Raw genomic sequence first — 13,379 nt, 5'->3', positions numbered from 1 at the left:
GCGGGACGCTACGAGCGACCCCCGACAGTCCCGGCGCGATGGATCGGACGGGCGCGGACGGGCCCGGTCGTGGGGTCGCGCCGGGGCTAGCCTGACCGGTCATGGAGGAGGGCGGCGACGACCCGGGGCGACGCCCGGGCACGACGGCACCCCCCGACGCGCCGGACGGGGCGCAGAACGGCGACGGTCACGGTGACGCGGCGGAGGACACGGCGGACGACGCGGCCCGTGCCGCGGTGCGCACCCGCCTCCTGGAGCAGGCCCCCGATCCGGTGCGGGCCAAGGTGGCGGAGCTGGCGTCGGTCGCCGTCGGCAACATCCCGGTGACGGAGCTGCCCCCGCCGGTCCGGGCCATCGCCCGCTTCGCCCCGGCCAAACGGGCGCGGGCCGGCGCGGCGCCCCTGCTCGCCGCCGTCGGGCGCACCGAGGGGTTCGCCGCACGGATCGTCGGCTGGTGGACCGAGGAACGTCCCGACGGCTGGAGCCCGCCGTCGCCCGATCCCGTGCACGCGGCCGCCGTCGCCGTGCTCGAGGGCCGCGAGGAGGGGTCCGGGCTGGTCCGCGACGTGGGCGACCGGCAGGACGCCGTCCGGGCCCGCGCCGAGCGCGACGCGGCGCTCGCCCGCGTCGACCGGCTCGAGGGGGAGGTGCGCAGGCTCACCGCCGAGCGCGACGAGGCCCGCGCCGCGGTGGGGTCCGCCGGCGAGGAGAACCGCGACGAGGTCGCCAAGCTGCGTGCCCGCCTGCGCGACCAGGGCACGCGGGTGCGCCGGGCCGAGGACGAGGCGGCGGCGCTGCGGGCGGCGCAGGAGGCGGGCGACGGCGGGCTGCGCGCCGAGCTGGAGGAACTGCGCCGCGACCGGGACCGCCGGCGGGACGCCGCGGCCGCCGCCGAGGACCGGGCGCGCCGCGCCACCGAGGAGCTCGCGGGGGCACGGCGGGCCTCGCTGGAGGCGCGCCGGGCCGACGAGGCGCGCCTCGCCCTGCTCGTCGACACCGTCGCGGGTGCCGCCGAGGGCCTGCGCCACGAGCTGGGCCTGCGGGCCGCCGACCCGGGCGCGCGGCCGGCGGAGCTCGTCGGCGCCGGGTCCGGCGGGGCGCCGAAGGCCCGCGTCACCGACCCCGCCGCCCTCGACCGGCTGCTCGCGCTGCCCGAGGTGCACCTCGTCGTCGACGGCTACAACGTCACGAAGACCGGCTGGCCGGAGCTGTCCCTGGCCACGCAGCGGGAACGCCTCGTCGCGGCGGTCGCGCCCCTCGCGGCTCGGACGGGAGCCGAGACCACCCTGGTGTTCGACGGCGCCGGCATCACGAACGTGCCGACGCACTCCGTGCGCGGGGTGCGGGTGCTCTTCAGCGACCCGGGCGTCCTGGCCGACGACCTCATCCGCTCGCTCGTCGGAGCGGAGCCCGAGGGCCGTCCCCTGGTGGTGGTCACCTCGGACCGCGCGGTCGTCGACTCGGTCCGGCGCTCGGGCGCGCACCCGGTGCCCTCGAGCGTCCTGCTCAGCCGGTTGTCACGCATCTGACCTGGGTGTTCGTCGCGCCGCGGGTCGACGCGGGCGGCGTTGTCGGGGGTCGCTCCTAGCGTGCGTGCCACGACCCCGGACCCGCCGGGGACTCCTGACCGGGAGGCCACCGTGCTCATCGACTGCGACTCCTGCGCCGTCCGCGACATCGCCTGCCACGACTGCGTCGTCGGCGTCCTGCTCGGCACGCCGTCCGTGCCGTCCGCCCCGCCGGCGGACGGGTCGGTGGTGCCGAGCGACGCCGCGCCCGGCGGCCCCCTGCCGCTGGAGTTCGGGCCCGTCGAGCAGCGGGCGCTCGAGGTCCTCGCCGACCACGGGCTGATCCCGCGGCTGCGGCTCGTGCCGCCGGCCCCGCCGCCCGGGTCCCCGCGCGAGCAGCGGGGCGCGCCGCGTCCGCGCCGGGCACGGGACGCCGGGTGACGGCTCTGGTCAGGGTCACGTCACGGCGGAGTCCGCTTCGCCCGGTGCGCGCCGGATCGTGGGCCGTCCGGGCGCCCGCCGTTCGACACCGCCCGCTGCGGGACGTCATCAGGCCTTCGATAATCTCCGCCCACCCACGTGGCGCCGGATGCGCCGACGGGGGCTCCGGATCGAGGCCGTCGGGGGCCGACGTGTCCGGCCCGAGGACGGCCGACGGCCACCGGCGGGTCCGGGGACGCGGTCGTGCCGGGCTGCGCAGAGAGGACCCGACGACGCGGTGGTGTCCCCCCGTTCCGCACGACGCCCCACCGAGCACCCCGCCGGACGCCCCACGCTCCTCGGGAGAGGGGTCGTGCTCCTCCTGCTCGCGGTCCTGCTCGCGGCCGGTGCGGTGGTCGGGGCCGCGCCCGCCGGGACCGCACGGGCCGACCCCATCGTCCCGCCCGGAGCCTCCGACGCCGTCACGGCCCTCGCCCAGGCCAACGCCCGTGCGGCCGACGCCACGGAGGCGTCGATGGACGCGGCCGAGCAGCTCGGGGTGCGCCGGTCCGAGGCCGACCGCACGCGCCGCGAGGCCGACGACGCCCGCGAGGCGGCCGACGCCGCCCGCGCCGCCCGCGACGACGCGTTCGCCGAGGTCGACCCGGTCACCGCCGCGGCGTTCCAGGGCGGCCAGCTCGACGCGCTCGGCGCGCTGCTGGGCAGCGAGTCCCCGCAGGCCTACCTCGAGCGCACGAGCCTGCTCGACACGATCTCCACCGAGAACCAGCGGTTCGTCCAGCGCTTCCTCGACGCCGCCGCCGCTGCCGAGGGCGCCGAGCGCGACGCCGACGCCCGCGCCACCGACGCCGACCGGTCGGCCTCGGACGCGCAGCGCAGCGCTGACGACGCCCAGCGGCGCCGCGACGACGCCGACCGCGAGGTCGCCGCGGCCGAGGCGGCCCTCGCCGACGCGTCCCCGGCGACGCTGGCCGCACTGCGGCGGGGCGGCACCACGAAGTTCCCCACGAACGTCCCCGGCTCCGGGATCGCGGTCGAGGCGCTGCGCGCGGCGCTGACCCAGCAGGGCAAGCCCTACGTCTGGGGCGCCACCGGGCCCTCGACGTTCGACTGCTCCGGGCTGGTGCAGTGGGCCTACCGGCAGGTCGGGGTCGGGCTGCCCCGGGTGTCGCGCCAGCAGGCCCTGGTCGGTGTTCCGGTCTCGATGGCCGACGCCCGCCCCGGCGACCTGCTGTTCTTCAACGACCCCGTCACCCACGTCGGCTTCTACGTCGGCGACGGCAAGTTCCTCGAGGCACCGCAGTCCGGCGACGTCGTCAAGGTCTCCCAGGTCCGCTCCAGCCTCACCGGCGTGCGGCGCATCGTCCTGTGAGACGTCGGCCCGGCCGCCGCCGGTGATTGACACCGCCGTGTCCCGGGTCACAGGCTCGCGCTCGTGGACCCCGCCCAGACGATCACCGTGCCCCACCTCGGCTCCTCGGCGATCGGGTACGCCCTCGGCGGCCCGTACGACGCGTCGCTCCCGACCCTCGTCCTGGTCAACTCGTTCACGACCTCGGTGGAGCTGTACCGCCCGCAGCTCGCCGGCGAGGAGCTGATCCGGACCGCGAACCTCCTCGCGATCGAGCCCTACGGCCACGGCGCCACGCGAGCCGGTTACGCCGACTACACCTACTGGGACAGCGCCGCGGCGGCGCTCCAGGTGCTCGACGCCCTCGGGATCGACCGGGCGTTCGTGCTGGGCACGTCCCAGGGCGGCTGGATCGCGGTCCGGATGGCCCTGCTGGCCCCGGACGTCGTCCGCGGCGTGATCCCCTTGGGCACCTCGATGGACTTCGAGAGCCCCCGCAGCCGCGATCTCGGGTGCTGGGACGGCATCGCGTTCCTCAGCCCGGCGATCGACGCCCTCGCCGAGCCCGTCGGCGAGGACTGGGTCATCCCTGTGGAGCTCGTCGACGCCGTCCTCGCGGAGGGCTTCGGTGAGGACGTCGACCCCGAGGAGCGCGCCTTCTGGCACGCGACCCACCAGCGGAACTACACCGGCGACGCCGGGCGCAGGCGGCTGCGGACCAGCTCGATCAACCTGCGGGACCGCGACGGGCTCCACGCGCGGCTCGACGCCGTGCGCTGCCCGGTGCTCTGGCTGCACGGCACCGACGACCGCGTGTACTCGGTCGCCAACGCCGAGGACGAGATCGGGCGGTTCACGAACTCCCCGCAGGCCGAGCTGCGGGTGGTCGACGGGGGCCAGCACTTCCTCAGCGCGACGCACCCGGAGGTCGTGAACGCGGCCGTCGTGGAGTTCCTGCGCCGGTCGTCCTAGCGGCGTTCCGGCCCGTGGCTGGCGCCGCGGGGGTTCGTGCGAGGCTCCGCGGCGTGGCGCGCACGCTGCTGGTCACCAACGACTTCCCGCCCCGGCCGGGCGGCATCCAGTCCTACCTCCACGCGCTCGCCACCCGCCTCCCCGCTGACGAGCTCGTCGTCCTCGCCTCCACCTGGCAGCGCACGGACGAGGCGCGGGCGGCGTGCCGGCGCTTCGACGCGGACCAGCGCTTCGAGATCCACCGCCTGCCCACCACGATGATGCTGCCGACGCCGGACGCGACGCGGCGCGCGGCGGAGCTGGTGCGCACGCGCGAGATCGACACCGCGTGGTTCGGCGCGGCGGCTCCGCTCGGGCTGATGGCGCCCGCGCTGCGCCGGGCCGGGGTACGCCGGGTCCTGGCCAGCACCCACGGCCACGAGGTCGGGTGGTCGATGCTGCCGGGCAGCCGCCAGGCGCTGGGGCACATCGGGCGCGCGAGCGACGTCGTCACCACGGTCAGCCGCTACACCCGCGGCCGGATCGCCCCGGCCCTCGGCCCCGACGCCGCCCTCGAACCGTTGCCGTCGGGGATCGACGGCGAACGCTTCCGGCCCGACCCCGGCGCCCGGGACGCGATCCGGCGCCGGTACGGGCTGGGGGAGCGGCCGCTCGTGGGCTGTGTCTCGCGGCTCGTGCGTCGCAAGGGTCAGGACGTGCTGATCGCCGCGCTGCCCCGCCTGCGCGGGCGCGTGCCCGGTGTCGCGCTGCTCATCGCGGGCGACGGGCCCGATCGCGATCGGTTGCGGCGCCTCGCGCGCACCCACGGTGTCGCTGACGACGTCGTGTTCACCGGCCCCATGGCGCCCGACGAGGTCCCGGCGCACCACGCCGCCGTCGACGTCGGTGCCCTCCCGTGCCGCACCCTCGGGGGCGGGCTGGATGTCGAGGGCCTGGGCATCGTCCTGCTCGAGGCGCAGGCCAGCGGCGTGCCCGTCGTCGCCGGCCGCTCGGGCGGCGCCCCGGAGACTGTGCGCCCCGGCCGGACCGGGCGTCTCGTCGACGGCCGCGACCGCCGCGACGTCGCCGACACCCTCGCCGACCTGCTCGTCGACCCGGACGCCGCCCGGGCGATGGGCGAGGCGGGTCGGCGGTGGATGCGCGACGAGTGGACCTGGGAGTCCCGCGCCGCGCGCCTGCGCGCCCTCGCCGCCGGCTGAGCACCCCGCGGACGGGTGATCAACGGGGACTTCGGGCGCCGAGAAGCAGCGAGATACCCGTTCGCTGCGGAAACCCCGGGCCTCAGCGCTGTTCGTAGACCGCGTCGATGTCGGCGGCGCGCTTCTCGGCGATGACGTTGCGCTTGAGCTTCATCGTCGGCGTGAGCTCGCCGCTCTCCTCGGTGAAGTCGGTCGAGAGGATGCGCCACTGCTTGATGGCCTCGGCCTTCGAGACCGCCTTGTTGGCGTCGTCGATCGCCGCGGTGATCTCCGCGCGGACGTCGGGGTCGTCGGCGAGGGCGGCGGCGTCGGAGGAGTCCTTGCCGTGCTCGGTGCTCCAGCCGGGCAGCGCCTCGGGGTCGAGGGTGATGAGCGCGCCGACGTAGGGCCGGTTGTCGCCGACGACGAGCGCCTGGCTGACCAGGCGGTGGGCCCGGACGCGGTCCTCGAGCACGGCGGGGGCGACGTTCTTGCCGCCCGCGGTGACGATGAGCTCCTTCTTGCGGCCGGTGATCGAGAGGTAGCCCTCGTCGTCGAGGCTGCCGAGGTCGCCGGTGTGGAACCAGCCGTCGACGATCGTCGACCTCGTGGCCTCCTCGTTGTTCCAGTAGCCGCGGAAGACGACGTCGCCTTTCGCGAGGATCTCGCCGTCCTCGCCGATCGCGACCGTGATGCCCGGGATCGGCTTGCCGACGGTGCCGACCTTGATGTGGCCGCTCGGGTTCGCGGTGATCGCCGCGCTGGTCTCGGTGAGGCCGTAGCCCTCGTGGATCGGCACGCCGATGCCGCGGAAGAAGTGGCCGATGCGCGCGCCGAGCGCCGAGCCGCCCGACACCGCGCCGATGCACCGCCCGCCCAGCGCCGCGCGGAGCTTGCCGTAGACGAGCTTGTCGAACAGCCCGTGCTGCAGGCGCAGGACGATCCCCGGACCGCCGGCGTCGAGGGCCTCGCTGTAGGAGACGGCCGTGGCCTCGGCGGCGTCGAAGATCCGCCCCTTGCCGTCGTTGTGGGCCTTGACCTTGGCGCCGTTGTAGACCTTCTCGAACACCCGGGGCACCGAGAGCAGGAAGTCCGGCCGGAACCGCGGGAGCTCGGTGGTCAGCTTCTTGGTGTCGGCGAAGTGGCCGATGGTGTAGCGGTACTCCTGCGCCGCGCACTGGATGACGCGGGCGAAGATGTGGGCGAGGGGGAGGAACAGCAGCGTCGAGTTGCCCGGGGTCATGAGGTCGCCGAAGGTCTCGGCCACGGCGCGCACCTCGAACAGCAGGTTGCGGTGGCTGATCTCGCAGCCCTTCGGGCGCCCGGTGGTGCCGGAGGTGTAGATCAGCGTCGCGAGGTCGTCGGCGTGCACGGCCGTGCGCCGCGCCTCGAGCGTCGCGTCGTCGACGTCCGCGCCGGCCTCGCGCAGGCCGCCCACGGCCCCGTCGGCGCCGTCGATCTGCCAGACGTGCTCCAGCTCCGGGAGCTTCTCGCGCAGCGCGGAGACGATCGAGAGGTGCTCGTCGGACTCGACGATCACGCCGCGCGCGCCCGAGTCGGAGAGGCACCACTCGACCTGGTCGGACGAGGAGGTCTCGTAGATCGGCAGGGTCACCGCGCCGGCGGCCCAGAGCGCGTAGTCCAGCAGGGTCCACTCGTAGCGGGTCTTCGAGATCAGCCCGACGCGGTCGCCGGGCTGGATGCCCGCGGCGACGAAGCCCTTGGCGGTCGCGACCACCTCGTCGCGGAAAGCGGCGAAGGTGACGTCCTGCCACTGGTCGCTGTCGTCGGCCTCCGGCGCGGCAGCTCCGCTGCGCTGCGTGCCGCGGAGCAGGCGCTTGTAGGCGACGTCACCGCCGTGGGCGTCGGCGTTCGCCCAGGGTGCGGCGGTGAGGTTGTCGTCGTCGGCGACCTTCGCGATCGCCGGCTCCGTGTACTGCTGCATCTCGTCCACCACTCCTGCCCCGCGCGCCTCGCTGCGTCCGGCTGTGACCCTAGTCGCGGGGTCTACCTCCCGGTAGCCGGACATTTCGCCCAGCCGCGCGGGGCGTGACGGACGGAGAAGGAGGGGTCCTGGGACGCTGGGACCCGTGGCGAGCGTGGATGTGGTGGACGAGACGTTCCTCGCCGTGCCGCCCGAGCGCCTGGCGGCCGAGTTCGCCGACCCGGCGGCATGGCGTCGGCTCTGGCCGGACCTCGCGCTGCGCGTCTTCGCCGACCGCGGCCCCCAGGGCGTGCGCTGGAGTGTCGTCGGCGACGCGTGGCGGGGCAGCATGGAGGTCTGGCTCGAGGCCGTCGGCGACGGCACGGTGCTGCACTACTTCCTGCGCGTCGACCCGGCCGACGGGACCCTCTCGCGGCGGGCGGCGACCCGGGAGGGCGTCCGCCGCCAGCGCGCGGCGAAGGCACTGGCGTTCGCGCTCAAGGACCGTCTCGAGGCCGGCCGATCGCCGGGCGTGCCACCGCTCCCGACCGGGGAGCGGTGAGGGCCCGATCACGCCGATCCGGCCCGGTGAGGGCCTGGTCACGGCGCTCCGGACGGGGTGCACCGGGCGTGACGTGCGCGTCGGGCTCGGCGGTAGCCTTCCGCGCCATGGCCGACGAGTCGACCCAGTCCATCACCATCGCGGCCCCGGCCTCCGATGTCCTCGGGGTCATCGCCGACTTCCCGGCCTACCCGGAGTGGGCTGACTCGATCACCTCGGCCTCGGTGCTCACGCACGACGACGAGGGACGTCCGGAGCAGGTCCGCTTCTCCCTCGACGCCGGGCCGATCAAGGACACCTACGTGCTGGCCTACGACTGGCAGGACGACGGCGTCACCTGGGACCTCGTCTCCGGGCAGATGCAGCGCTCCCAGCGCGGCCGCTACCGGCTGGCGGAGGCCGGCGACGGCACCGAGGTCACCTACACCCTGTCGGTGGATCTCGCCGTGCCGCTGCCCGGCATGCTCAAGCGACGCGCCGAGAAGCGGATCATGGATCAGGCACTGACCGGGCTGAAGCGTCGCGTGGAGGGCTGAGTGCGGGTCCTGCTGTTCACCGGCAAGGGCGGGGTCGGGAAGACCACCACGGCGGCCGCGACGGCGGTCGCGCTCGCCCGTGGCGGGCGCAAGGTGCTCGTCCTGTCCGCGGACCCCGCGCACTCCCTGGGCGACGCGTTCGCCGCCCGTCTCGACGGCACGCCCACCGAGGTCGCGCCCGAGACCTTCCCGGGCCTCTTCGCGGCCCACATCGACACCCGCGCGCTGGTCGACGACGCCTGGGAACCTCTCCGCACCCAGCTGCGCACCCTGCTCGCGGGGGCCGGGGTCGACGAGATGGTCGCCGACGAGCTGACCGTGCTGCCGGGCGTCGAGGAGCTCCTCGCCCTCGAGGACGTACGGCGTGCGACCGTCGACGGTCCCTGGGAGGTCGTGGTCGTCGACTGCGGACCGACCGCCGAGACCCTGCGGCTGCTCGCTCTGCCCGAGGCCCTCGGTTCCTACCTCGAGCGGCTGTTCCCCGCGCACCGCCGGGCGGTCCGCGGGGTCCTCGCCGGGCTCGCCGGCAGCAGCGCGACGGTCGCGAAGTGGGACGCCGCGGCGGCGTCGCTGTCGCGGCTGGCCGAGCAGCTCGCCGGCCTGCGCGACCTGCTCGGCGACCACCGCACCACCACGATCCGCCTGGTCCTCACCCCCGAACGGGTCGTCGCCGCCGAGACACGACGCACCCTGACCGCGCTGGCCCTGCACGGCCTGCACGTCGACGGGATGGTGGCCAACCGGCTCGTCCCGGACGCCGGCAAAGGACGGGGCGCGGCCGCGAACTGGGTCCGGGCCCGGCGCGCCGAGCAGGAGACGGTGCTCGCCGACCTCGCCGGCGCCGGAGGCGACGTCCCCGTCCGGCGTGTCGCCCACCACCCGGGCGAGCCCGTCGGTGTCGACGCCCTCGCCGATCTCGCCGACACCCTCTACGGCGACGACGACCCGCTCGACGGGCCGATCGGGCGGGCCCTCGTGGCCGTGCGGCGCACCGCCGGCACCGGGACGGAGCAGGAGAGCGAGTTCGTGCTCGACCTGCACGTCGCGGGGATCGGTGACGCCGACGTCGATCTCGCGCGCATCGGGGACGAGCTGGCCGTCACCGTCGACGGCCGCCGCCGGGCGGTCGCCCTGCCGCCCGTGCTGCGCCGCTGCGAGGTGACCGGCGCGGACCTCGCCGACGACCTGCTCTCGGTGGTCTTCCGCCCCGACCCGTCGGTGTGGATGCGGTGACCGGCCAGGGGGGCGGTGCGGGCGACGCCGGCCGGGCGGCGCAGGAGCGGCTGACCGAGGAGGCCCGCGCGACGGCGTCGGCCCTGCTCGACTGGCTCGGCACGCGGATGGACGTGCCGACCGACGCCGCGGCCCGGCCCCCGGGATCCGACGGCGTGACCGGATCGCGCCGGCTGGGGATGCGCCCGCCGCAGAGCCCCGGCCCGTGCGCGTGGTGCCCGGTCTGCGCCCTCGTCGCGGCCCTGCGCGGCGAGCAGCCCGAGCTGACGGCGCGCCTCGCGGAGCAGGCGTCCGGGCTGATGATGTTGCTGCGGCTCATGCTGCAGACCCACCAGGACGGCGGGCACGGGCACGGTCGCGGGCCGGCTCCCGAGGCGACCCCCGGCCCCGGCAGCGGGCCGCCGCCCGGTTGGCCGGCAGAGTGGGGCGCATGGGACGGCTGGGGCGCGAGTCCCGGCTCCGTCGAGGACCCCGCGGTGGACGACGAGGTCCCCGCCGTGGACGACGAGGTCCCCGCCGTGGACGACGAGGACCCCGCGGTGGACGACGAGGTCCCCGCCGTGGATGACGAGGTCCCCGACGAGACGGTCCCCGACGAGACGGGCGACGGGGTGCCGTCGGGCACGCCTGCGGCCCCTGGCGACGTCCGGGACGTCGGTTCCGCCGCGGACGCCCGGGCGCGGCGCCGGGTGCCGATCCGCCGGGCCTCGCCGCGGTCCGCCGCCTTCCGTGACCCCGAAGGCGCCGGGAGGTCGGCGGCGGAGGCGACGCCGGGCACGAGCACCGCCGGCCGCGACGCCGCGCGCCGCGCCGCCCCGACCGACGCCCGTCCCGAGCAGGACGCCACGCCGGACGACGGCGCCCCGGTCGGCGCACCGCGGCCGGGACCCCGGGCGTCCGGCGCCGGGCCCCGACCGGCACCGCGCCGGGCGAGCGCCCGGCCCGCGGCGACCCCGCGGCCCGCGGCGACCGCCGCGGCGACGCCAGCGCCGACGCCGACATCAGCGGCGGCAGCGGGATCCCCGGGGACCCCGCCGCCCGCGACCCGTTCGACGACGGCACCGGAGACCGCCCGCTCGGCCGCGTCGGGTACCGCCAGGCCGGGACGGGACGGGACACCCACCGCCCCAGCGCGTCCGTCCGTCCAGCGCATCGCGATCCGTCGCCCGCCACGGCGGTCCGGCGCCGCGCCCGGGGACACCAGCGACACCGAGCCGCTGTGCTGACGGTCGGCGTCGACATCGGCGGGACGTCGGTGCGCGCCGCGGTGGTCGACGGCGAGGGCCGGGTCCTGGCCGAGGCCGCGGCCCCGACCGCCCGCGCGGCGTCGGCGCTCGACGACACGGTGGTGGAGCTGGTCGGCGGGCTCGCCGCGACCCACCCCGTCCGCGCGGTCGGCCTGGCCGTGGCCGGGTTCGTCGACCCCGACCGGCGCACGGTCGCCTTCGGGGCCCACCTGCCGTGGCGCGACGACCCGGTGGTCGACCGCCTGGCCGAACGGCTGGCCCTGCCGGTGGTCATCGAGCACGACGCGAACGCCGCCGGGCTGGCCGAGCACCGGGTCGGCGCCGCCGCCGGCGCCTCGGTGGCCGTCCTGGTGGCGCTCGGCACCGGGATCGGCGCGGCCCTGCTGATCGACGGGGCCGTGTTCCGGGGCGCCCACGGCGTGGCGCCCGAGCTCGGGCACCTCACCGTGGTGCGGGGCGGTCGTCCCTGTCCCTGTGGCAAGTCCGGCTGCCTCGAGCGGTACTGCAGCGGCAGCGCGCTGGGCCGGTCGGCGGAGGAGCTGGTCGCCGCGACCGACGACCTCTCGGTGCTGCGCGCCGCCTGGGAACGGGCCGAGCCCCTGACCGGCCGCGACGTCGCGCGGGCCGCCGAGCAGGGCGACGCCCTGGCCCTGCGGGTGGTCGCGGAGTTCGCCGACTGGCTGGGACAGGCGCTCGCCCTGGTCGCCGACGTCTTCGACCCCGACGTCGTCGTGGTGGGCGGCGAGGTGTCCGCGTCGGCGCCGCTCTACCTCGAGCGCGCCCGGCGCCGCTACGCCGAGGAGGTCACCGGCAACGGACACCGCCGGCTGGCCGACATCAGGACCGCCGAGCTCGGCGGGCGTGCGGGCGTGATCGGCGCGGCGCTGGACGCCCGGGAGCGTGCGGGCGGCTAGAGGATGGCGCCGTCGTCCGACCCGTCGTCGGACCCGCGGCCGCGCCGGAGCCCGAACACGAGCCAGCCCAGGCCGGCGGTCATCGCGAGCAGGCCGGGCACGATGCCCAGCCCGATGGGTCCGCCGAGCAAGCCGGGCACCGCCAGCAGGACGACCCCGACGATCAGCAGGCCGATGCCGAGCAGGCTGCTCAGGCCGAGTCGGGGCAGCGGCGGCGGGTCCGGCGGCACGTAGTGCTCGTCCTCGGTGGGCCGCGCGGGCGGGGACCGCCGGGCGTCGGGCACCGGCGGGTCCACGCGGGGACCCGTGCCGGGGCGCGGCGCACGCCGCCCGGGCAGGTCGCGCGGGGCGGGCTGCCCGCCGGGCGGGGTGGCGGTGCCGAGCCCCGAGGACGGACCGTCGTCGCGCGGGTCGGTCGCGGGGCGGGGCGCCTCGGGGACGTCGGGCGCCTCGTCGGGCCAGCGGGGCGCGCCGTCGGCGGCCCAGTCGGCGACGATCGAGGCGAAGGCGGCGTCGACGTCCTCGGGCAGGTCCGGACGGCGGGCACCACCCGCGTCGCGTCCCGCCGGGTCGGGGCGGGTCTGGTCCGGACCGTCGGGCTCGGGCGCGGTCATGCGGTGGTCCCTGTGGTGGTCCCGGCGGTGGTGCCGGAGATGGAGTCGGTCGGAACGCCGGTGCGGTCGGCGTGCACGCGGCGCACGAACGCCAGGCTGTCGGCGAAGATCGTCGGGGCGTCGTTGTCGAGGGTCGCGACGTGGTGGCTGTCGGAAAGCACGACGTCGGTGACGTCGTCGGAGCCGATGCCCTCGAGCACGAGCGTGCTGTTCACCGGCTCGACCACGTGGTCGGACGGCGAGTGGAACAGCAGCACGGGGCACCGCACCCGCGGCAGGTCGGCGCGCACCAGCCGCCACAGCGCCGTGAGCGACACGGCCGCACGGGTGGGCAGCCGGTCGTACGCGAGCTCGGTGACCCCCGGTTTGCGGATGTCGTTGGCGACGCCCGGCACCCACGGCACGACCCACTGGATGTACGGCGCGATCGCGGCGTCGCGCCGCAGCGTCGTGACCGAGGGGTTGACCAGGGCGATGCCGGCCAGGTCGTCGCCGCGCTCCTGCGCGAGGCGCAACGTCAGCGTGCCGCCCATGGACTGCCCGAACACGAACACCGAGCGGTACTCGCCCCGCAGGTCGTCGACCGCGCGCTCCACCTCGGCGTACCAGTCCGGCCAGCGCGTGCGGTTGAGGTCCTGCCACCGGGTGCCGTGCCCGGGCAGGCGGGGCCCACGGACGCCGACGCCCTCGCCGGCCAGGTACTCGCCCCAGGCGCGCATGCTCTGCGGCGTGCCGGTGAGCCCGTGGCTGAGCACGACGCCGATGTCCCGTGAGCCGTCGCGGGGATCGGAGGCGAACGGCTCGGCTCCGGGCATCACGGGCACGTGGTTCCTCCGGGCGCGGCGGCGCGACGTCGGCACCCGCCGGGCGGGCGGGGGAGCGGATCGGGACCACCATCG

13 protein-coding genes are annotated in these 13,379 nt (G+C 76.6%); 10 read left to right on the top strand and 3 right to left on the bottom strand.

Features of this window, described 5'->3' with window-relative positions:
* Nucleotides 1–101 precede the first annotated feature (101 nt).
* The 5 genes from QSK03_RS17980 (at nucleotide 102) to QSK03_RS17960 (ending at nucleotide 5,471) form a co-directional block, all read left to right on the top strand.
* On the top strand, nucleotides 102–1,529 hold the full coding sequence (locus tag QSK03_RS17980; protein WP_285654640.1) for an NYN domain-containing protein: 1,428 nt from the start codon (nucleotides 102–104) through the stop codon (nucleotides 1,527–1,529).
* 60 nt (nucleotides 1,530–1,589) lie between these two features.
* Complete coding sequence (locus QSK03_RS17975; protein ID WP_352232014.1) at nucleotides 1,590–1,949, top strand: hypothetical protein; 360 nt, start codon at nucleotides 1,590–1,592, stop codon at nucleotides 1,947–1,949.
* Between the two features lie 352 nt (nucleotides 1,950–2,301).
* Nucleotides 2,302–3,321 carry a C40 family peptidase gene (locus tag QSK03_RS17970; RefSeq protein WP_285654637.1) on the top strand — a complete coding sequence of 340 codons (1,020 nt, stop codon included), beginning with the start codon at nucleotides 2,302–2,304 and terminating at the stop codon, nucleotides 3,319–3,321.
* Between the two features lie 63 nt (nucleotides 3,322–3,384).
* Nucleotides 3,385–4,272, top strand: a complete 888-nt coding sequence (locus QSK03_RS17965; protein ID WP_285654635.1) for an alpha/beta fold hydrolase — start codon at nucleotides 3,385–3,387, stop codon at nucleotides 4,270–4,272.
* Between the two features lie 53 nt (nucleotides 4,273–4,325).
* Complete coding sequence (locus QSK03_RS17960) at nucleotides 4,326–5,471, top strand: glycosyltransferase family 4 protein (protein ID WP_285654633.1); 1,146 nt, start codon at nucleotides 4,326–4,328, stop codon at nucleotides 5,469–5,471.
* A gap of 82 nt (nucleotides 5,472–5,553) precedes the next feature.
* Here the strand turns inward: QSK03_RS17960 and QSK03_RS17955 are convergent, their stop codons facing one another.
* On the bottom strand, nucleotides 5,554–7,395 hold the full coding sequence (locus QSK03_RS17955; protein WP_285655043.1) for an AMP-dependent synthetase/ligase: 1,842 nt from the start codon (nucleotides 7,393–7,395) through the stop codon (nucleotides 5,554–5,556).
* Between the two features lie 136 nt (nucleotides 7,396–7,531).
* On the opposite strand from QSK03_RS17955, the gene QSK03_RS17950 reads away from it, so the two are divergent.
* The 5 genes from QSK03_RS17950 to QSK03_RS17930 all read left to right on the top strand — a co-directional run bounded on the left by QSK03_RS17950 (nucleotide 7,532) and on the right by QSK03_RS17930 (nucleotide 11,866).
* A complete protein-coding gene (locus QSK03_RS17950; RefSeq protein WP_502872190.1) occupies nucleotides 7,532–7,936 on the top strand; it encodes a polyketide cyclase / dehydrase and lipid transport in 405 nt (134 codons plus the stop codon).
* Between the two features lie 107 nt (nucleotides 7,937–8,043).
* The gene (locus tag QSK03_RS17945; protein ID WP_285654629.1) at nucleotides 8,044–8,472 is read left to right on the top strand and encodes an SRPBCC family protein; all 429 of its coding nucleotides are present in this window, start codon (nucleotides 8,044–8,046) and stop codon (nucleotides 8,470–8,472) included.
* Nucleotides 8,473–9,705 (top strand): ArsA family ATPase, encoded by a 1,233-nt coding sequence (locus QSK03_RS17940; protein WP_285654627.1) that lies wholly within the window; start codon nucleotides 8,473–8,475, stop codon nucleotides 9,703–9,705.
* Nucleotides 9,702–10,931, top strand: coding sequence for a hypothetical protein (locus QSK03_RS17935; RefSeq protein ID WP_285654625.1), 1,230 nt, complete (start codon nucleotides 9,702–9,704; stop codon nucleotides 10,929–10,931). Before QSK03_RS17940 ends, QSK03_RS17935 begins: the two co-directional genes overlap by 4 nt.
* Nucleotides 10,925–11,866: an ROK family protein gene (locus tag QSK03_RS17930; RefSeq protein WP_285654623.1), complete on the top strand. Its 942-nt coding sequence runs from the start codon at nucleotides 10,925–10,927 to the stop codon at nucleotides 11,864–11,866. The genes QSK03_RS17935 and QSK03_RS17930 overlap by 7 nt, the downstream gene beginning before the upstream one ends.
* Here QSK03_RS17930 and QSK03_RS17925 read toward each other — a convergent pair.
* Nucleotides 11,863–12,480, bottom strand: coding sequence for a hypothetical protein (locus tag QSK03_RS17925; protein WP_285654622.1), 618 nt, complete (start codon nucleotides 12,478–12,480; stop codon nucleotides 11,863–11,865). The genes QSK03_RS17930 and QSK03_RS17925 overlap by 4 nt on opposite strands.
* Complete coding sequence (locus tag QSK03_RS17920; protein ID WP_285654621.1) at nucleotides 12,477–13,304, bottom strand: alpha/beta hydrolase; 828 nt, start codon at nucleotides 13,302–13,304, stop codon at nucleotides 12,477–12,479. The genes QSK03_RS17925 and QSK03_RS17920 overlap by 4 nt, the downstream gene beginning before the upstream one ends.
* Nucleotides 13,305–13,379 lie beyond the last annotated feature (75 nt).

Source organism: Actinomycetospora sp. NBRC 106375 (assembly GCF_030269665.1).
Classification (GTDB): domain Bacteria; phylum Actinomycetota; class Actinomycetes; order Mycobacteriales; family Pseudonocardiaceae; genus Actinomycetospora.
Note: the sequence above shows the minus strand (reverse complement) of the source record. Positions and strands in the feature narration are given on the sequence as shown.

What these genes read in the sequence shown, in the direction of transcription:
- QSK03_RS17980 (WP_285654640.1), top strand. Translation starts at nt 102, where the DNA reads ATGGAGGAGGGCGGCGACGACCCGGGGCGACGCCCGGGCACGACGGCA.
- QSK03_RS17955 (WP_285655043.1), bottom strand. Translation starts at nt 7,395, where the DNA reads ATGCAGCAGTACACGGAGCCGGCGATCGCGAAGGTCGCCGACGACGAC.
- QSK03_RS17945 (WP_285654629.1), top strand. Translation starts at nt 8,044, where the DNA reads ATGGCCGACGAGTCGACCCAGTCCATCACCATCGCGGCCCCGGCCTCC.
- QSK03_RS17925 (WP_285654622.1), bottom strand. Translation starts at nt 12,480, where the DNA reads ATGACCGCGCCCGAGCCCGACGGTCCGGACCAGACCCGCCCCGACCCG.